Genomic DNA, 17,660 nt, shown 5'->3' with positions numbered 1-17,660 from the left:
GCAATGGCGGAGACGGACCCGGGTTCCTATGTCATGGGAAATACCTCGGAGGAGGCGGACAGGCTCGGAATACAGGCCTCGCTCTACGACCGCCACACCGAATACCTGCTGAGGACGGCGGGGTTGAAGGAGGGAATGCACGTCCTCGACGTCGGCTGCGGTACGGGTGAGGTGTCGCTCTGCGCCGCACGGATAGTCGGCCCGAGCGGCCGGGTCCTCGGCGTCGACATGGAACCGGGGGTCCTGGAGCGCGCACGCGACAACGCGGCGGCGTCCTCCTTCGAGAACGTCACCTTCGAACAGGACGATCTCTCCGACCTCCGTACGACCGGGCTCTTCGACGCCGTGGTGGGGCGGCTGATCCTGATTCACCTCGACGATCCGACAGCGGTCGTGAAGGGACTGACACGGCTGGTGCGTCGCGGTGGCGTCATCACCTTCCAGGACTTCAACATCTCAAGGACACGCGCCGTCCCCGCAGTACCCCTGGTGACGGAGACCGTGGGGTGGATCTCCGCCGCGCTCAGGGAGGGGGGCCGCAACCCTGACATGGGTGAGCAACTGGCCCATGTGCTACGGCTTTCAGGGCTGCCCGAGCCCCGTGTGGCGGTCGCCGTACCCACCGGCGGGCCCGACTCCGCCGCAGTGACCCTGATCGCCGAGTCGGCGCGCAGTCTGCTGCCGGTCATGGAGCGCGGCGGAATCACCACCGCCCGGGAAGCGGACCTCGACACCTTGCGCGCCCGCATGTCACGCGCCTGTACGGAGGTTCAGGCCACGGTCTACGTCCCGGAACTCGTGGCCGCGTGGGCCGAGTTGCACTGACGACGGCACACTCGGAAGTCCTGGCCGATCCATGTCCCCCGTGCTGCCCGCACCATCGATCCCTATGACCGTACCGCCGGTTCGAGCAGCGACAACGTCCGCTGCCCCGCGTCCAGTTCGGCACGGATGCCGACCGGCATCGGCAGATTCGGGCCGGCGTGTCCGAACTCGACGTTGCCCAGGACCGGGATGTCACGGTCGCCGAGGACGTCGAGAACTATCTCGCGGAGGGTCGGGGACGCGTCGTCGGGCGTCCCGAGCCCGTCGATCTCGTGCGGGACGCCCACGACCATGCCGGAGATCCGGTCGAGGATGCCGCAGTACCGCAGCACCTGCAGATAGCTCCACACATACGATGCCTGGCCGCCCGTCTCCTCCCAGAACAGCACCGCGCCGTCGAACCGTTCGAGCGGCAGCGCGTAAGGCGTCGCCTGTGCCAGCACGATGCGATTGATCACCCCGCCGATCAGCCGGCCTTCGGTGCGACCGGCACGCCAGCACTCCCACGACGGTGTGGCCGGCAGCGCCCCGATCGCCTCGTCGCCGGTCAGCAGCCTCAAGTAGAGCTGCTCCAACACCGCTTGGCGCGTTGCGGGGGCGCTCTGCCAGTGGCCGCCGAGTCCAGGGGTGGCCAAGTCGGTGTGAAAGCCGACCAGACCGGTGCGTGCGTAGAGCACGAGATGCAGCAGCGAGATGTCGCTGTAGCCGAGGATCGGCTTGGGGTCGGCGGCGACCGCCTCGAAGTCGATCAGGTCCAGGTAACCGAGCGCCGTCTGACCGCCGTCGTGCGCGACTATCGCACGCACCTCAGGATCACGCAGGAGCCCATTGAACTCCTCCGCGATCTCCGCAGGCCGAGCCGCGCTCCACCAACGGTGCCGCCCCGCCTGGAGAAGCGGCGCCCGACGCACCCGAAATCCCATCCGCTCCAGCACGCCCACCGCCCGCTCAAGATCAGGCTCGTACACGGCGTGCAGCGGCCCGGACAGCGAGGCGATGACGACGAGATCCCCGGGCACCAGGGCACGGGGCCGAAGCAGTTGAGGCAGCGCGGTACGGATCACCAGGGCAGTGTCCCGGGACCCGCAACACCACGCCACCCATTTTGGACGTGGGCATGGGCGGCGGAGATCGATTTCAGCGCCGGTGCAACTGCCCCGTCGCACTCACCGGCGTGGAGACTTTGTAATCCAGGACGCCCTGCCCCACTGGCGTCAAAGTGATGTCCACCTCTGGGATGCAGTGGGAATTCTTGGTGATCTCTTCGTGTACGACAATTGCGTGGGCCGAAACCTGAGTAAGGAACCACTGGCCGCTGCAGCCAAGGGCAGCGTAGTCGACCGTGGCCACCTTCTCTCCCAACTGTCCGCCGATGTAATGGACATCGACTGGGTAGACCAGTTTTTTGTCCTGCAGCAGCATTCCGTGCCAGTCACCCACGTATGGGGAGTCGGTGTGCGCCAGCCAGTCGGCAGCCCTGGTGGTATAGCCGGTGATCCTGTAGGCAAGATGACGGGCAGTCTGGGCCGCGAGGCGCGCCGCACACGAGGGAGAGACCGTCGCGCATGCGGCTGCCGTGGCCGGGTCGAGATCACAGACCGGGTCTTTAGGCATGCACCAGGAGCGCACCTTGGCAGCCAACGCCTTGGGAAGGACCGGCCTGACACCACCGTGATCGGACGGCAGCACGGCCAGAATCGGTACTCCGTACTTGTGGGACACGGCTGCCACAGAGACGTCCTTGGAGTTGTAGCGGGGGTCACCCAAGAGCGCCACAGCATGAATGTGGGCGAAGATATCCCGATCCACACTCGAATTGCTTTCCCAGAGGCTGTTGAGGGTCCCAGCGACCACATCGGCACCCTGCGAATAACCTGCAATGACATAGGTATTGTTCACGCATTGATAATTCTTCAAGTACAGCGCGTTGGTCAGCTGCTCCACCCCCTGTTTATAGCTGGCGTCGTACATTATCCAGTTTCCGGGGTTTATCACGTCCACAGCGACGTAGTCGACTGCTTCGAAGCCAGTGAATCCCGAGGCGGTCCGTTGAAGCCGGTCTTTCACTGCCCCGATGGTGTCTCCGAACCCTGAATGCTCACCGGACCCGCGGACGCCGATGAAGACGTGTTTCCCGGTGCAGTTGGGATCCGGCCGACCCGCGGCTGCGCTGGGCAGGTTGCCGCCCGCCAATGCCGCGAGGAGCAGGAACAGCGCGGCGCAATGGGATCTGGCACGCATGGCCTTCGCCCCTCACTGAACGGTGGAGGCTGAGCTCGGGGGCGTGGCGGGGGTCGGGCAGGGGATCACGGCGGTGCCGCCCTGTTGGGGACCCGAGGCGGTGACGCGGAAGCCGGTGAGGCCCGGCCAGGCCGGCATGTGGACTCCTCGACGCTGACGGTCGGCGCTGGCCGCGGCGACGATCGCGTCGGCTGCGTGGCGCGGGTCGGTCGCGGAACCGTGCAGGGTAAGGCGGAGGGCAGCCGGGCCGTCGCCGTCCGTCCACGCGAGCGTCAGGCCCGGCTGGGACCAGCCGGGCTGCTGCCAGCCGTGGTAGCTGACCTCGCGCAGCCACTCATGGCGCAACTGCCCGGTGAGGATCTTGCCGTGCCGGCGGGCTGCCGCGGCGAGCATGCTGCCTGCGTTGAACAGCAGCATGGCACCGGGCGTGCCGATCCATCCGCCGCCCTTGTCGAAGTTGCGGCAGGCCAGGACCGTCCGGGCGGTCGTGACGGCGACGTGGATGTCCACGCCCTTGAGCGTGGCGTTCTGCTCCCACCGGCCCTGCGCCAGGCGGAGCACCTCGACCGCGGTGGCCCTGGTGGAGTGAACCAGTCGTTCCTCCTCCCAGAGGGCGAACGCACAGGGGTCGGTGCCGCGCAACGGCTGCGGGTAGACGGCCTGGTCGACCGTCTCGGTGTAGGCGATGACTGCCAGAACCGGGTGTCCCATGACGTCACCAGAACCAGATGACGATGCTGCCGCCCCGGTACAGGTAGCAGGCGTAGCCACCGAACAGAGCCGTGAAGAGAAACGCGACGGCACCCGCTCCGGGCAGGGCCACAAGGGTGAGGACAGCCAGCACGGCGTAGCAGATCCAGGCCTTCGAGCGTGGCTTGACCAGTCGCGACTGGCGGTCTTCCAGGGATTCCACCACTGGACTCGCCTTCCCTTCCTGGAGCCGGGGCAGCGAGCCCGGAGATTCCGGACGACCACCGCCCTCGGCTGTTCCAGCCTCTCGCGGCATCCTGTCGAGGTCAGGAACGGAATCCACTGCTGCGCCAGGCGTTCGACGAGATCGTGCGGTAGTCGGCACCTGTCGGCAAGATCTTGCGCGTCCGGCGCACCCGGCACACTCTGAGGCCGTGAACCGACAGCAGCCGCGCATTCTGGTGGCCGCCGCGCTGGGCCGGATTGTCGAGCCGATCCTCAACGACGGCATCGAGGGTGCCGAGGTCGTGCTCGCCGCCTGCCCGGACGCGGTGCGCCGGGCGGTGGAAGGCCGACTACGGTTCGACGTCGTGCTCGCGGATCTGCTCTGGAACGATCGCCGACTCGAACGAAACTTCGACGGCCTGGATGTTCTCGACACGCTGCGCGAACTGCGGCGCAGCGCACCCGCGATCATGGCGGCCGAGGGCAACGACACGGAACGCGACTTTCTCGACGAAGCAAGCGTCCGTCCCGACGTCGTGGGCGTCGTCCACAAGTCCCGCGGGCCCGCGGACCTGGTGGAGGCAGTCCGCCTCGCCTCGACCGGCCGCAGACTGCCGCCACTGCGGTTTCCCACCGGCGTCGACGGGACAAAGCCCACCCTGCACGACTACTTCGGTTCGGGCCGCCGCGGCGCCACCTGCGCCCGGATGGCCGGCGCCATCGCTGCCGGACGAGCCACCGACTACCGCTCCCTGCACGAGGCTGCCCACGTGCCGCTCAACACGGCGAACAAACTCGTCGGTTACCTCGGCCCGCTCATCGTGGCCCGCGGCGAACACCCTTCCCACCTGCCCATGAACTGCCAGGCCGTCTTCCGCTGGTGCGGCCGGCACGAGCACTACATCCTCAGCTGGTGCAGACGCTACGGCCACCCCGACGCCACCGAGCCGACGACGGCGACCGCCGAACCCGCGTAACCCCAAAAACATATCGATCGTTACGTATGCGCACGTCAAAACCCTCGCACGAGACAAGAGGACCCGCTCCATGCCTCACGGCAGCGCACTGCGCAGCGCGATCACCGCTTCCGGCACGACGCCTCTGATCGGCGTGTACGACATGTACTCGGCGTCGATCGCCGCCCAGCACTACGACGGTCTCTTCGTCTCCGGGTTCGGATTCGCGGCGTCCTTCTACGGCCTGCCGGACATCGGTTTCATCGCGTGGCCGGACATCGTGGCGTTCACGGAACGGCTCCGCTGGGCCTTTCCGCGCCATCACCTGCTGGTGGACATCGACGACGGCTACGGCGACCCGGAGGTGGCCTGTCATGTCGTACGACGGCTGGAGCGGGCCGGGGCCTCGGGGGTGATCCTGGAGGACCAGAAGCGCCCGCGCCGGTGCGGCCATGTGGCGGGCAAGCAGATCCTGCCGCTCGACGAGTACCTCGACAAGCTCGAACGTGTGCTGGCCTGCAGGACCACCGATCTGACCGTGGTCGCGCGGACCGACGCGACCGACGAGGCCGAGATCCTCACGCGCGCCAAGGCGCTCGCCGCCACCGACGCCGATGTGGTGCTGGTGGACGGAGTGCGCGACGTCGACGCGATCCGCCGGATCCGCGACACCATCGGCGACAAGCCGCTGCTGTTCAACCAGATCGCCGGTGGCCGCTCCCCCCGGTTGTCACTCGGTGAGTTGGCGGAGCTCGGTGTGGACGTCGCGATCTACAGCACCCCCTGTCTCTTCACCGCGCACGAGGCGATCGACAAGACGCTGACCGACCTCAGAGCGACGGACGGACGGCTCCCGGAAACGGGGGACGACGGAGTCGGCGTACCCCAGTCCGTCGAACTGCTCACCCGAAACCTCCAGGGAACCACCCAGAGCACTCACCTCGGCTGACTCGGCGCAGCCGAGCGGCAGTTGTCCCTCCGCCCGGCCAAGACGCCCTGGTCCAGGGGCAGTTCCGGCAGGGCGGCGCAGGGACGGTCTCTATCTCCGGTTGGACGCGGTGATCGTCCCGCGGCACGAGGACGGCGCCCCGCCCCCGCCATAGCCTCGATCACATCGAGAAAGCGCGCGGCCCCTCGACGGAGTCGGCCGCCCGCTCTCCGGTACGCGGCGGCGCCGACAGCACAGCACGCCGCGTCGGTCCCTTTCCACGAGAGCGCGGAGGCGTTGTGCCCCTTTTCGGATTGCCCCGTTCCACCGGCCGACGGTCGCGAAATCTCCGTACCGCCACGGCAGTTGTGGTCACCTCGGCCGCCGCGTTCACGCTGAGCACGCCGACGGCGACCCCGATCTCGACCGTGTCCGCGTCCACGTCTGCCGAGACCTCGGCGGTCGGTACCGGCACCGGATCTCCCTACGTGGCGCTCGGCGACTCCTACGCCTCGGGCGCCGGGCTGGCCGGGGTGAAGGACGCGGAGTGCGACCGTACGAACGGCAGTTACCCCAGTCTGATCGCCAGGTTCTTCACCGTCGCCGGGTCGCGCCACACCTTCAGGGACGTCACCTGCAGCGGTGCCACCACGCGCGACTTCTGGAACGCCCGGGGCAGCAAGCCTCCCCAGATCGACGCCCTCACCCCCGACACGAGACTCGTCACCCTGACGCTCGGCGGCAATGACGTCGGCTTCTCCGGTGTGCTCGCCACCTGCGCGCGCCTCGCCTCCTCCGACCGGGACGGCAGCCCCTGCGAGCGCTACTTCACGGCGGACGGCAAGGACGTACTGGAGGAGCGCGTCACCGCGATGGAGGGACGTGTCCACGACGTGCTCGCCGACATCAGGCGGCGCAGCACGCACGCGAAGGTGGTCGTCGTCGGATATCCCGCCCTCTTCCCCGACGACGGCGTCGCCTGCCCCGAAGTCCCCTTCGCCAAGGGCGACTTCGCCTATCTGCGGGACACGACGAAGAAGGCCAACCGGGCACTGGCGCGTCAGGCGGTGGCCGCCGGGGCCGGTACGTCCTTCGCGGACACCTATACGCCGACGATCGGCCACGACATGTGCCGGCCCCGCGACGAACGGTGGATCGAATCCCTGAGCCCCGCCGCGAACACCATGGCCGCGCACCCCAACTCCCTTGGCCAGTCGGTCATGGCGGCGTCCGCCCTGTGGCAGATCTACAAGCCGTTCCGCCGGCCGTAGGCGTGGTGCGGGGCGGGACTCCAGGGCCTTGACATGCCCACGCCCTACTGTTGGACTAGACCAACTCTGCCGGACGGCCTGGTTACAGGTGCCGCGATGGCACTCCATCCGATCAGGCCCGGCCCAGAGCGCTCCTGACCAGAACGCTCGAACAGGACCGCCGATCGCGGTCCTGCGGAGGGGAGATCGTATGCGCGCAGGCGCACATCGCTTAGCAGGCACACTCGCCGTCACGCTGCTCACCGCAGCCCTGTCCGTCGCCGTCCCACCGGCGCACGCCGATCAGGCCCGCGGACAACGGCAGCCCGACCGCATCGCACAACAGATCACCGACGGGCTCCGGGCCGCACAGGACAGCGCGGGCGGACCGGCCTTCGATCCGTCGCTGGCCCTGCTGCCCGCCGAGGCCCGGGGCAAGGTCAACTTCCTTCAGGCCGACGTGGATCGAGGAGCCCGCGGCAAGATCCGGGCCGCGCGGCGTAACGCGAGTCGGCTCGCCGCCGCGACGCCGTACGCCGAGAAGGAGGCAGCGGGCACGCTCGGTGCCAACGACACCGTGCCGACCGCCGAACGCATCGCCGGTTTCGGCACCGGCGTCCACCAGAACTCCGCGGTCGGCATCACCGGCGACCTCGCCGACGACCCCAACATCCCTACGCTGCCCGCCGGTTCGGAGGACAACGGTTCCATCCCGCTGGCCTTCGACACCGGTGTCTCCGGCGCGCGGCAGGCCGTCAGAACCAGCGGCGTCATCGGCGACGGACCGCACGGCAGCGCCGGTGACGGTCACGGCGACTTCGACTTCTACAAGGTCTCCGGAGTGCCGGCCGGTGTGCCCCTCACCATCGACGTGGGCGCCCAGGGCGACTTCAACGCGATCGCACGGCTCTACGACACGAACGGGGGCACGCTGTTCTGGGCCGACGACCCGTCGAGTGGAAACGTTTCCGTGAGCCTGCCGCTGCCCAGCACCGGGGACTACTACCTGATGGTGTCCGGCTCCGGGCCGAACATCGGCTCGCCCACCGATCCGAACGACTCCGCCAGCGGGGCCGGCGTGGGCTCCGAAGGCGCGTACAGCCTCAAGATCTCCACCCAGCAGGGCGGTGATCAGGACGTCTACGGCGTCGATCTGAAGGCCGGTGACGTCGTCGGGGCCACGGTCACCGGCAGCGGACATCATCTGTCCCTCTACGACGCCGCAGGCACCGAACTCATGGGCTCGACCCTGGACGCGAGCGGGAGTTACGCCCCGGCGTCACCGCTGCCCGGCGGCGGGAACGCCACGGTCGACCTGGTGGCGCCGCGCACCGGCCGTTACTTCCTCGCCGTGAGCAATGGCGTCGGTGCATACCACGTCGAGTTCGAGGCCTACCGGCCCGGAACCGAGGTGGAGAAGAAGGGCACGGTCCAGACGCTCTTCCTCGACTTCGACGGTGCCCGGGTCAACACCTCGATCTTCGGAAGCGGCGGCGCGCAGCGCGACCTGTCCCCGCTGTCGGCGTTCCTGCCGGGCTGGGGGCTCACCGCCGCCGACGAGAACAAGGTCATCGACGCCGTGGTCGCCTCGGTGAAGGAGAACATCGCCACCGACCTGGCGAAGAAGGGCTCCAACCCGCACTTCGCCGTCAGGGTCCTCAACAGCCGTGACGATCCTGACCCGTTCGGCCGGCCCGATGTCAGCCGGGTCGTCGTCGGCGGCACCATCGCCGAGTCCGGCATCCCGACCATCGGCATATCCTCCTCGATCGACCCGGGCAACTACGGCCACGAGGACACCGCGCTCGTCCTGCTGGACCTGCTCAGCGCCCCTGCACCCAACCCCAACTCGCTCAACACGTATCTGGGAGCGCGGAGCGACAGGATCGGCTTCATCGGCCGGGGACTCGGGAACATCATCACGCACGAGATGGGGCACTACTCGGGCAACTGGCACACCGACCAGTACGACGACACCGCGAACCTGATGGACCAGGGCGGCAACATCGCCCAGATGCTGGGCGTCGGAGCGGACGGGATCGGCGGTACGGCGGACGACGTGGACGTCGACTTCACCACCGACTCCTACACCCCGCAGGAACCCTTCACCGGCTTCGAGAACACCCTCGACACGACGGCCTGGGCCTACAGCCGCGGACTCGGCTGACCGACGGTACTGCCCTGACCCGGAAAAACACCAGGTCAGGGCAGTATCGGTCAACGGACCGCGCCCCACCCGCCGTATAGTCGCGTCATGCAAGAGACTGGGCGGATGGAGCCGACGCCCCGCAGGAACCTGCGCGAAGAGCAGAAGATCCTCACCCATCGCCGACTGCTCGAAGCGGCCGTCACCGTGTTCACCGAGAAGCCGTTCCTCGATGCGCGGATGGAGGACATCGCCCAGGCCGCGGGGGTGACCCGGGTGACGGTCTACGCCCACTTCCCCGGCAAGGCCGAGATCGTCGACGCGCTGGTGGAGCGCCTGTACGGCCTGATGGGCGAGGCCTACGCCGACCTGGCCGCGCTGCCCCGGTGGACGCCGGCGGACATCCGGGCGTGGCTGGAGGAGGCCGCGGACCGCTGGCGGGAGATGGCGCCCATCCGTCGCGTCGCCAACGCGGCGGCCCCGGCGGCACTGCGCAGCCTGGGCGACGGCCGGACGCAGTACGTCGAGGCGCACGAGCGGTATGTCGGCATGCTGGTCGGGGACTTCGGGCGGTGGCGGGGCGTGGATCCCGCGGAGGCCCGTCAACGAGCGCTGATGGCCGTGCTGCAGACCGAGTCGTTCTTCTCGGCCTGGATCGCCGTCGAATGGCCCTTGGAAACCGCCGACCCGCTGCGCCTGTTGGCCGACTCCCTCTGTCATCTCCTCGCCCCTGCGCTGGAGAACGACCATGCCTCGGCCTGACCAGCCCAACGGGCCGTACAGCAGGGGTGGTTGGCCGTCGGCGTCGTAGCCGAAGGTCAACCACCCCTGGAACAGCGGTCGTTGGTCAGCCGGTCTCGCCAATGGCCGTGGCCCCGGCGGCCGGTTGCGTCGCTGCCGGGGCGTCCGTCTCGGCGTGCGGGGCGCGGGCGCGGATGCCGATCGTGACGAGGGCTACGGCCGCTGCCACCAGCATGCCGACTCCGCCGACGAGGGCGCAGGTGTGCAGCGCGTCGGTGAAGCTCGCCCCGTAGGCGGCCAGCGCCTGGCCGGTCGCCTCGCCGGAGTTGAGGTGCAGGAAGGCGCCCGCCTGGATGCCGACGCCGTTCACCGTGCCGATGACCTGGCCCTGGTCGGCCGGGCCCAGGCCGGACGCAGCGACGTGGCCGGGCAGGGTGTCCAGGGTGCGGTTGGTGAGGATGACGCCGAAGATGGCCGGGCCCAGGGCGCTGCCGATCTGGCGGAGCGCGCTGTTGGCGGCACCGGCGGTGCTGCCGAGGCGACGCGGCAGGCTGTTCATGGCGATCGTGGTGATCGGGGCCATCGCGAGCGCGATGCCGATGCCGAACACCGCAATGACCAGGGCCGCTTCGCCGGTGCCGGTGGAGGCGTCGAAGAGGTTCACCAGGAGCGCCCCGATGCCGCCGACGAGCAGGCCGGTCACCAGCACGAGGCCGGGTGAGAAGCGGTGCATCAGCCGGCCGACGACCGGGCCGAGCACGACGGTGAAGCCGTTGAGCGCGATCAGGCGCACCCCGATGTCCCAGGTCGAGGCGTGGTGGACGAGGCCGAAGTACTCGCTGAGCGAGAAGACCAGGCCGACCTGGGCGAACAGGGTGAGCGCCATGACAAACGCGGCCCCGGAGAACGCCGTGGACTTGAACAGGCGCATGTCCAGCATCGGGCAGCGGGAACGCAGTTCGACGACGACGAAGGCCGGCAGCGCGAGGGCGGCCACGACGAACGCGGTCACGACCTCCGCCGAGCCCCAGCCCGGAGCGCCGCCGCCCTCGATGACGCCGTAGACGATGCCGGTGACGGCGACGATCGCGAGGAGTTGGCCGGGGATGTCGAGGTGGCGTTCGCGGTCGGAGCGGGAGTCGACCAGGACGAAGGCGCCGACCAGGACCGTGAGGGCGCCGATGACCAGGGTGGGCAGGAAGATCCAGCGCCAGCTGGTGTGCTCGACGATCACGCCGTTGAAGAGGGGGCCGAGGGTCAGGCCGAGGCCGAGGGCGGCCGTCCACAGGGCTATCGCGCCGGCCCGCTTGCGGTGGTCGGGGCAGACGTGGCTGATCAGGCCGAGGGTGGCGGGGAGCAGCGCGGCGGTACCGACGCCGGTGAGCGCCTGGCCGACGCAGACCTGGACGACGCTGTGCGCGGTGAGGGCGACGACACAGCCGACGCAGGACAGCGCCAGGCCGATCAGGTACATCTTCTTGCGGCCGAAGAGGTCACCGATGACACCGCAGGTCAGGAGCAGGGCGGCGGTCGGGAGGATGAACGCGTCGGTGATCCACTGAAGCCCGGTGGTGGAGGCGTCCAGCGCCTGCTGGATCACCGGAAGCGCCACCGACACACCGACGACCGGCAGGTAGGAGACGAAGACTCCCAGGCAGGCCAGCAGGATGGTGGCGGTGACGTGGCGGGACGGGGCGTCCGGCTGGGGGGACGGAGGCGAGACTTCGGAGACCAGGGTCGGCATGGCACCTCTAAACGTCGTCGTACGGGGTGGGTTGACCGGGTGTGAACTGCGCGTGGCGTTCCTGCGTGGCTACGGCGGGGGTGACGGTGCCGACTCCGTCAGTCGTGTCCCGTGGCCCGGAGGCTGACGTGGTTGTTCGGCTTGAATCTCCATTGACGTAAGCCATTTCTTTTCGGGAAATCGCTTCGGACCGTATACCTGGGACCCGGTCCTGGAGATGCCGTTGGGGCTGCAAACTAAGCTGAACAGCGGCGACGACACACCCCTCCGCGGGGCGTGAACGCGCAGGTGGGAGGCCGGTCAGCCGGTGGCGACGTTGGTCGTGATCAGCCGGAGGAGCTGCTTGGCGAGGGCGTCCTGGTCGGGGGTCAGGCCCATGGCGTCGCCGATCGCGAGGGGCACGGCGGCGGCCCGCTCCCGCATCCGCGCTCCGGTGTCGGTGAGCCGGATGGCGACCGAGCGCTCGTCGTCGCGCCGGCGTTCGCGGCGCAGCAGTCCGTTCGCCTCCAGCCGCTTCAGCAGCGGGGACAGCGTGCTGGATTCCAGTTGGAGCGCGGCGCCCAGTTCCCGTACGGAGATCGAGTCCTGCTCCCAGAGGACGAGCATGACGAGGTACTGCGGGTAGGTCAGGCCCAGTTCGTCCAGCAGCGGCCGGTAGCGGGCGGTCACCGCGCGGGAGGCCGCGTACAGCGCGAAGCAGAGCTGGTCGTCGAGGAGCAGCGATCCCTCGGCCGGTTCCGCGGCGGCTGGGCTCATGGTGCGACTCCTCGCTCCGGTGCTGTTCAGGGCAATCACCACCTTATCGTTCGGGTCCGATCGATCATATCGAGCACGCTTAAGTTGTGCACGACTTAATAGCGCGCTACTCTCACCTCCGTGCCGCACCACCGGCAAGCCCCCGCCGGAGTCAGCCCGCGGCACCCGATCCGAGGAGATCGTCATGACCGACAGCACCGCACCCCGCCCCGTCCTCGAACCCGCCGCCCAGGCCTTCGCCGAGGCGACCGCGAACCCGCCCTACCTCTTCGATCTCGCCCCGGCGGAGGGCCGCAAGGCGGTCGACGAGGTCCAGTCCGGCGACATCGCCGAGCCGGCCGTCGACGAGGAGTGGATCACCGTCCCCGGCGGCCCGACCGGGCAGGTCAGGACCCGTATCGTGCGCCCGGCCGGGGCCACCGGCACGCTCCCCGTGATCATCTACATCCACGGCGCGGGCTGGGTCTTCGGCAACGCCCACACCCACGACCGGCTGGTGCGCGAACTCGCGGTCGGCGCGCATGCCGCGGTGGTCTTGCCGGAGTACGACCTCTCCCCCGAGGCCCGCTACCCGGTCGCCATCGAGCAGAACTACACGGTGGCCAAGTGGGTCGTGGAGCAGGGGGCGTCCAAGGAACTGGACGCCACCCGCATCGCCGCGGTCGGCGACTCGGTCGGCGGCAACATGACCGCCGCGCTGACGCTGATGGCCAAGGAGCGGGGCGATGTCCCCCTGGTCCAGCAGGTGTTGTTCTACCCGGTGACCGACGCGAGCTTCGACACCGCTTCCTACCACCAGTTCGCCACCGGCTACTTCCTGCGCCGCGACGGCATGCAGTGGTTCTGGGACCAGTACACGACCGACGAGGCCGAGCGCGCCCGGATCACCGCGTCCCCGCTGCGCGCCACCACCGAGCAGCTGACCGGGCTGCCCCCGGCCCTCGTCATCACCGGCGAGGCCGATGTCCTGCGCGACGAGGGCGAGGCCTACGCCAACAAGCTCCGCGAGGCCGGAGTCCCCGTCACCGCGGTCCGTTTCCAGGGCATCATCCACGACTTCGTGATGCTCAACGCCCTGCGCGGGACGCACGCCGCCGAGGCCGCCATCACCATGGCCGTGACCGTGCTGCGCAAGGCGCTCGCCTCCGGCTGACGTACGAGCCGCCCTCCCTCGGTGACGCGCGCGCCACCCCTGCGATACGGCACACTCGGCCGCATGGACACCGACGCGTTCGTACGGACCCTGGACCGGGAGGGCGGCCTGCTGGCCTCGGCCGCCGAGGAGGCGGGCGTCGACGCCGAGGTGCCGCCCTGTCCGGGGTGGCAGGTGCGGGATCTGCTGCGGCACACGGGGATGGTGCATCGCTGGGCGACCGGGTTCGTCGCCGAGGGGTACACCGAGTACCACCCCGACGGTGGCCTTCCGGACCTGGACGGCGCCGAGCTGGTGGCCTGGTTCCGGGCGGGGCACCGCTCCCTCGTGGACACCCTCTCCGCCGCCCCGCCCGACGTGGAGTGCTGGCACTTCCTGCCGGCGCCGTCGCCGCTCGCGTTCTGGGCGCGGCGGCAGGCGCACGAGACGACCGTGCACCGGATGGACGCCGAGGCGGCGCGCGGCGGGATGGCCGGCGGGATCGACCCGGACTTCGCGGCCGACGGTATCGACGAGTTGCTGCGCGGCTTCCACGGCCGCAGCAAGAGCCGGGTCCGCAGCCGGAAGCCCCGGGTGCTGCGGGTGCGGGCGACGGACGCGGACGGCGCCGTGTGGACCGTACGGCTGTCCCAGGAACCGCCCGCCGCCGAGCGGGACGGCACCCGGGGCGCCGACTGCGAACTGGCCGGTCCTGCGGGGCAGTTGTATCGGGCGCTGTGGAACCGGGGACCGTTCCCGAGCGTGACCGGTGACGTGTCGGTCGCAGGGCTGTGGCGGGAGAAGTCCGCCGTCACCTGGAGCTGACGAGGCGTCAGTCGGACAGCATCCTCGTCAACACCGCGCGCTGCAGCGGGAGTACCTCACCGTGCAGGGTGCGCCCCTTGTCCGTGAGGGTCACACGCACCCCCCGGCGGTCCTCCGCACACATGCCGCGCTCGACGAGACCGTCCTTCTCCAGCCGGGCGACCAGCCGGGACAGGGCGCTCTGACTGAGGTGGACGCGCTCGGAGATCTCCTGGACGCGGTATGCGCACGCGTCACCGGCCAGCACATCCAGCACCTCGAAGTCGCTGCCGCACAGGCCGTGTTGATGCAGCGTGCGGTCGAGTTCGCACTGTGTGCGGGCGTGCAGCGCCAGCATCTCCCGCCACTGGTCCACGAGCGCCTGCTCGGCCTTCTTCGCCGCCATGACAGCGCACCGTAGCAGAGAAGCGGGTTTATTGCACCGTAATTAAATGCGTTTGCATTCGATGCATACGCATGTAGTCTCTGCGGCATGACCTCTCCGCTCACCTCTCCCGCGGCCCCGTCCTCGGCGGTTCGCTGGACCCCACGGCTGTGGGGCACCCTGCTGGTGCTCTGCGCCGCGATGTTCCTGGACGCGCTGGACGTGTCGATGGTCGGCGTCGCCCTGCCCTCCATCGGCTCCGAACTCGACCTCTCCACCTCGACGCTCCAATGGATCGTCAGCGGCTACATCCTGGGATACGGCGGGCTGCTCCTCCTCGGCGGCCGGACCGCCGACCTGCTCGGCCGACGCCAGGTCTTCCTGGTCGCCCTGGGAGTCTTCGCGGTGGCCTCGCTGCTCGGCGGGCTCGTCGACTCGGGTCCGCTGCTGATCGCCAGCCGCTTCGTCAAGGGCCTCAGCGCGGCCTTCACCGCACCGGCCGGTCTGTCGATCATCACGACGACCTTCGCCGAGGGCCCGCTGCGCAACCGCGCCCTCTCGATCTACACCACCTGCGCGGCCACCGGCTTCTCGATGGGCCTGGTGCTCTCCGGCCTGCTCACGGAGGCCAGTTGGCGGCTCACCATGCTGCTTCCCGCGCCCATCGCGCTGTTCGCCCTGCTCGCCGGCCTGAAGCTGCTGCCGCGCAGTGAACGCGAGAAGGACCACAACGGCTACGACATCCCCGGTGCCGTCCTCGGCACCGCGTCCATGCTGCTGCTGGTCTTCACCGTCGTACAGGCCCCGCAGGCCGGGTGGGCGTCGGCCCGAACCCTCCTGTCCTTCCTGGCGGTTGCCGTCCTGCTGACCGTCTTCGTGTACGTCGAGCGGCGCTCCGCCGGGCCGCTGATCCGGCTCGGGGTGCTGCGCTCCGGCAACCAGATCCGCGCCCAGCTCGGCGCGATGGCCTTCTTCGGGTCGTACGTCGGATTCCAGTTCCTCGTCACGCTGTACATGCAGTCGCTGCTCGGCTGGTCCGCGCTGCACACTGCGCTCGCCTTCCTGCCGGCCGGGGCAGTGGTGGCGGTGTCCTCGACGAAGGTGGGCTCGATCGTCGACCGGTTCGGCACTCAGCGGCTGATCGCGACGGGCTTCGCGCTGATGGTCGTCGGGTACGCGCTGTTCCTGCGGGTCAGCCTCGATCCGGGGTACGCGGCGGTGATCCTGCCGTCGATGCTGCTGATCGGCGCGGCCTGCGCGCTGGTCTTCCCCTCGCTGAACATCCAGGCCACCAACGGGGTCGAGGACCACGAACAGGGCATGGTCTCGGGGCTGTTGAACACCTCGGTGCAGGTGGGCGGCGCGATCTTCCTGGCCGTCGTCACGGCCGTGGTGACCGCCCACACCCCGGCGCACGCGACTCCGCAGGCGGTGCTGGACAGTTACCGGCCGGGGTTGGTGGTGGTGACGTTCATCGCGCTCGCCGGGTTGCTGATCACGCTGCCGGGGCTGCGCAGCCGGCATAGCCAAGAGTCCATCGTCGTGGCCAAGTCCACTGTGACGGAGGCGGAGGCGGAGCGAGTGGCACTGCGCGACTAGGAACTCGGGCTGGACGGCCAGTGTGTCGTCTGCGGGTTCGTTGTGGCTGGTCGCGCAGTTCCCCGCGCCCCTTTGGGGCGCGACTGACTGTGCCGGATTGCAACGCCTCACCCAGAGAAGCGCGCCCCACCTGTGCGCCCGGCGGAGCCGATTGCTCCGTCGGGCGCGCCCGTGTGAGACTTCCGGGATGACGAGGTACGGGGGACGGCGCACACAGGCCGAGCGGGACGCGATGACCGTCGAGATCGGGTACGCGCTGGTCAGCGCGGTGTTCGCGGCGGTGGTCGTCTTCGGGGCGGTCGCCGGTCCGGTGTGGCTCTTCGACCTGCCGGGCACTGTCGAGACGGTGCTGACGCGAGCGGGGCTCGTGCTGCTGCCCGTCGTGTTCTTCGCGCGCGTGGCGACCGTGCTGTACCGGTATCGGCAGGGGGCGGGTCAGCCCAGCCAGCCGGGACGGACCAACCCCGACTCGTAGGCCAGCACGACCAGTTGCGCCCGGTCCCGGGCGCCCAGCTTCACCATCGTGCGGCTGACATGAGTCTTCGCGGTGAGCGGGCTGACGACCAGGCGGCGGGCGATCTCCTCGTTGGAGAGGCCGATACCGACCAGGGCCATCACCTCCCGTTCCCGCTCGGTGAGTTGCGTGAGGGCGTCGGCCGTCGCGGGTTCCTTGGAGCGGGCCGCGAACTCGGCGATCAGACGGCGGGTCACTCCGGGGGACAGCAGTGCGTCGCCGTCGACCACCGCCCTTACGGCGCGCAGGAGTTCGTCCGGTTCGGTGTCCTTGACCAGGAAGCCGGAGGCGCCGGAGCGGATCGCCTCGAAGACGTACTCGTCGAGTTCGAAGGTGGTCAGCATGACGACCTTCACCTCTTCCAGGTCGCCGTCCCCGGTGATGCGGCGGGTCGCCGCCAGGCCGTCGAGCAGCGGCATGCGGATGTCCATCAGGACGACGTCGGGGCGCAGTTCGCCCACCTTGCGTACCGCCTCCTCGCCGTCGGAGGCCTCACCGGCCACCTCGATGTCCGGCTGCGCGTCCAGCAGCGCCTTGAAGCCGGCGCGGACCAACGACTGGTCGTCGGCGAGCAGTACCCGGATCACCGGTCGTCCTCCCTCGGCGTGAACTTCAACGGCAGTACGGCGAGCACCCGGAAGCCGCCGTCCGGGCGCGGGCCCGCCTCGATGGTGCCACCGAGCGCGGCGGCCCGCTCCCGCATTCCGGCCAGCCCGTTGCCGCT

The 17,660-nt window shown here is 69.4% G+C and carries 18 protein-coding genes and 1 pseudogene; 10 read left to right on the top strand and 9 right to left on the bottom strand.

All coding sequences use genetic code 11. The features are described from left to right. The first annotated feature begins 3 nt into the window (after nucleotides 1–3). The gene (locus R6V09_RS08415; RefSeq protein ID WP_317880726.1) at nucleotides 4–825 is read left to right on the top strand and encodes a class I SAM-dependent methyltransferase; all 822 of its coding nucleotides are present in this window, start codon (nucleotides 4–6) and stop codon (nucleotides 823–825) included. Nucleotides 826–887: 62 nt separating this feature from the next. Here the strand turns inward: R6V09_RS08415 and R6V09_RS08410 are convergent, their stop codons facing one another. The 4 genes from R6V09_RS08410 to R6V09_RS08395 all read right to left on the bottom strand — a co-directional run bounded on the left by R6V09_RS08410 (nucleotide 888) and on the right by R6V09_RS08395 (nucleotide 3,979). Further along, nucleotides 888–1,889, bottom strand: a complete 1,002-nt coding sequence (locus R6V09_RS08410; protein WP_317880725.1) for a S66 peptidase family protein — start codon at nucleotides 1,887–1,889, stop codon at nucleotides 888–890. A gap of 73 nt (nucleotides 1,890–1,962) precedes the next feature. Further along, nucleotides 1,963–3,066 (bottom strand): cutinase family protein, encoded by a 1,104-nt coding sequence (locus R6V09_RS08405; protein WP_317880724.1) that lies wholly within the window; start codon nucleotides 3,064–3,066, stop codon nucleotides 1,963–1,965. Nucleotides 3,067–3,078: 12 nt separating this feature from the next. Continuing rightward, a complete protein-coding gene (locus tag R6V09_RS08400) occupies nucleotides 3,079–3,777 on the bottom strand; it encodes a hypothetical protein (protein ID WP_317880723.1) in 699 nt (232 codons plus the stop codon). A 4-nt stretch (nucleotides 3,778–3,781) separates the two neighbouring features. Beyond that, nucleotides 3,782–3,979 carry a hypothetical protein gene (locus R6V09_RS08395; RefSeq protein ID WP_317880722.1) on the bottom strand — a complete coding sequence of 66 codons (198 nt, stop codon included), beginning with the start codon at nucleotides 3,977–3,979 and terminating at the stop codon, nucleotides 3,782–3,784. A 211-nt stretch (nucleotides 3,980–4,190) separates the two neighbouring features. Here R6V09_RS08395 and R6V09_RS08390 point away from each other — a divergent pair, with 211 nt between their 5' ends. The 5 genes from R6V09_RS08390 (at nucleotide 4,191) to R6V09_RS08370 (ending at nucleotide 10,023) form a co-directional block, all read left to right on the top strand. Further along, a complete protein-coding gene (locus R6V09_RS08390) occupies nucleotides 4,191–4,958 on the top strand; it encodes a hypothetical protein (RefSeq protein WP_317880721.1) in 768 nt (255 codons plus the stop codon). Nucleotides 4,959–5,028: 70 nt separating this feature from the next. Continuing rightward, the gene (locus tag R6V09_RS08385; protein WP_317880720.1) at nucleotides 5,029–5,886 is read left to right on the top strand and encodes an isocitrate lyase/PEP mutase family protein; all 858 of its coding nucleotides are present in this window, start codon (nucleotides 5,029–5,031) and stop codon (nucleotides 5,884–5,886) included. A 347-nt stretch (nucleotides 5,887–6,233) separates the two neighbouring features. After that, nucleotides 6,234–7,136 carry an SGNH/GDSL hydrolase family protein gene (locus R6V09_RS08380; RefSeq protein WP_317880719.1) on the top strand — a complete coding sequence of 301 codons (903 nt, stop codon included), beginning with the start codon at nucleotides 6,234–6,236 and terminating at the stop codon, nucleotides 7,134–7,136. A 190-nt stretch (nucleotides 7,137–7,326) separates the two neighbouring features. Continuing rightward, nucleotides 7,327–9,282: a PPC domain-containing protein gene (locus R6V09_RS08375; RefSeq protein ID WP_317880718.1), complete on the top strand. Its 1,956-nt coding sequence runs from the start codon at nucleotides 7,327–7,329 to the stop codon at nucleotides 9,280–9,282. Between the two features lie 87 nt (nucleotides 9,283–9,369). Next, nucleotides 9,370–10,023: a TetR/AcrR family transcriptional regulator gene (locus tag R6V09_RS08370; RefSeq protein WP_317880717.1), complete on the top strand. Its 654-nt coding sequence runs from the start codon at nucleotides 9,370–9,372 to the stop codon at nucleotides 10,021–10,023. An 85-nt stretch (nucleotides 10,024–10,108) separates the two neighbouring features. Here the strand turns inward: R6V09_RS08370 and R6V09_RS08365 are convergent, their stop codons facing one another. Together R6V09_RS08365 and R6V09_RS08360 are read right to left on the bottom strand one after the other, a co-directional pair. Beyond that, on the bottom strand, nucleotides 10,109–11,746 hold the full coding sequence (locus R6V09_RS08365; RefSeq protein WP_317880716.1) for an MFS transporter: 1,638 nt from the start codon (nucleotides 11,744–11,746) through the stop codon (nucleotides 10,109–10,111). A 300-nt stretch (nucleotides 11,747–12,046) separates the two neighbouring features. Beyond that, nucleotides 12,047–12,502 carry a MarR family winged helix-turn-helix transcriptional regulator gene (locus R6V09_RS08360; protein ID WP_317880715.1) on the bottom strand — a complete coding sequence of 152 codons (456 nt, stop codon included), beginning with the start codon at nucleotides 12,500–12,502 and terminating at the stop codon, nucleotides 12,047–12,049. Between the two features lie 184 nt (nucleotides 12,503–12,686). On the opposite strand from R6V09_RS08360, the gene R6V09_RS08355 reads away from it, so the two are divergent. Both R6V09_RS08355 and R6V09_RS08350 read left to right on the top strand, forming a co-directional pair. Continuing rightward, the gene (locus R6V09_RS08355; RefSeq protein ID WP_317880714.1) at nucleotides 12,687–13,655 is read left to right on the top strand and encodes an alpha/beta hydrolase; all 969 of its coding nucleotides are present in this window, start codon (nucleotides 12,687–12,689) and stop codon (nucleotides 13,653–13,655) included. 63 nt (nucleotides 13,656–13,718) lie between these two features. Continuing rightward, complete coding sequence (locus tag R6V09_RS08350; protein WP_317880713.1) at nucleotides 13,719–14,459, top strand: maleylpyruvate isomerase family mycothiol-dependent enzyme; 741 nt, start codon at nucleotides 13,719–13,721, stop codon at nucleotides 14,457–14,459. Between the two features lie 7 nt (nucleotides 14,460–14,466). On the opposite strand, the gene R6V09_RS08345 is transcribed toward R6V09_RS08350, so the two are convergent. Further along, nucleotides 14,467–14,844, bottom strand: a complete 378-nt coding sequence (locus tag R6V09_RS08345; RefSeq protein WP_317880712.1) for a MarR family winged helix-turn-helix transcriptional regulator — start codon at nucleotides 14,842–14,844, stop codon at nucleotides 14,467–14,469. Between the two features lie 87 nt (nucleotides 14,845–14,931). Here R6V09_RS08345 and R6V09_RS08340 point away from each other — a divergent pair, with 87 nt between their 5' ends. After that, nucleotides 14,932–16,422, top strand: coding sequence for an MFS transporter (locus R6V09_RS08340; protein WP_317880711.1), 1,491 nt, complete (start codon nucleotides 14,932–14,934; stop codon nucleotides 16,420–16,422). Between the two features lie 187 nt (nucleotides 16,423–16,609). Next, a complete protein-coding gene (locus R6V09_RS08335; protein ID WP_317880710.1) occupies nucleotides 16,610–16,897 on the top strand; it encodes a DUF6332 family protein in 288 nt (95 codons plus the stop codon). On the opposite strand, the gene R6V09_RS08330 is transcribed toward R6V09_RS08335, so the two are convergent. Both R6V09_RS08330 and R6V09_RS08325 read right to left on the bottom strand, forming a co-directional pair. Further along, nucleotides 16,858–17,523 carry a response regulator transcription factor gene (locus R6V09_RS08330; protein ID WP_317880709.1) on the bottom strand — a complete coding sequence of 222 codons (666 nt, stop codon included), beginning with the start codon at nucleotides 17,521–17,523 and terminating at the stop codon, nucleotides 16,858–16,860. The two genes, R6V09_RS08335 and R6V09_RS08330, sit on opposite strands and share 40 nt — an antisense overlap. Then, nucleotides 17,520–17,660: pseudogene (locus R6V09_RS08325) on the bottom strand (sensor histidine kinase); the annotation flags it as partial. The pseudogene R6V09_RS08325 and the gene R6V09_RS08330, both read right to left, overlap by 4 nt.

Source organism: Streptomyces sp. W16 (assembly GCF_033194735.1).
In the GTDB taxonomy this organism is placed as follows: domain Bacteria; phylum Actinomycetota; class Actinomycetes; order Streptomycetales; family Streptomycetaceae; genus Streptomyces.
Note: the sequence above shows the minus strand (reverse complement) of the source record. Positions and strands in the feature narration are given on the sequence as shown.

Excerpts from the sequence above, each read along its gene's own strand:
- R6V09_RS08415 (WP_317880726.1), top strand. The coding sequence starts at position 4 with ATGGCGGAGACGGACCCGGGTTCCTATGTCATGGGAAATACCTCGGAG.
- R6V09_RS08405 (WP_317880724.1), bottom strand. The coding sequence starts at position 3,066 with ATGCGTGCCAGATCCCATTGCGCCGCGCTGTTCCTGCTCCTCGCGGCA.
- R6V09_RS08400 (WP_317880723.1), bottom strand. The coding sequence starts at position 3,777 with ATGGGACACCCGGTTCTGGCAGTCATCGCCTACACCGAGACGGTCGAC.
- R6V09_RS08385 (WP_317880720.1), top strand. The coding sequence starts at position 5,029 with ATGCCTCACGGCAGCGCACTGCGCAGCGCGATCACCGCTTCCGGCACG.
- R6V09_RS08375 (WP_317880718.1), top strand. The coding sequence starts at position 7,327 with ATGCGCGCAGGCGCACATCGCTTAGCAGGCACACTCGCCGTCACGCTG.
- R6V09_RS08370 (WP_317880717.1), top strand. The coding sequence starts at position 9,370 with ATGCAAGAGACTGGGCGGATGGAGCCGACGCCCCGCAGGAACCTGCGC.
- R6V09_RS08365 (WP_317880716.1), bottom strand. The coding sequence starts at position 11,746 with ATGCCGACCCTGGTCTCCGAAGTCTCGCCTCCGTCCCCCCAGCCGGAC.
- R6V09_RS08360 (WP_317880715.1), bottom strand. The coding sequence starts at position 12,502 with ATGAGCCCAGCCGCCGCGGAACCGGCCGAGGGATCGCTGCTCCTCGAC.
- R6V09_RS08355 (WP_317880714.1), top strand. The coding sequence starts at position 12,687 with ATGACCGACAGCACCGCACCCCGCCCCGTCCTCGAACCCGCCGCCCAG.
- R6V09_RS08350 (WP_317880713.1), top strand. The coding sequence starts at position 13,719 with ATGGACACCGACGCGTTCGTACGGACCCTGGACCGGGAGGGCGGCCTG.
- R6V09_RS08345 (WP_317880712.1), bottom strand. The coding sequence starts at position 14,844 with ATGGCGGCGAAGAAGGCCGAGCAGGCGCTCGTGGACCAGTGGCGGGAG.
- R6V09_RS08340 (WP_317880711.1), top strand. The coding sequence starts at position 14,932 with ATGACCTCTCCGCTCACCTCTCCCGCGGCCCCGTCCTCGGCGGTTCGC.
- R6V09_RS08335 (WP_317880710.1), top strand. The coding sequence starts at position 16,610 with ATGACGAGGTACGGGGGACGGCGCACACAGGCCGAGCGGGACGCGATG.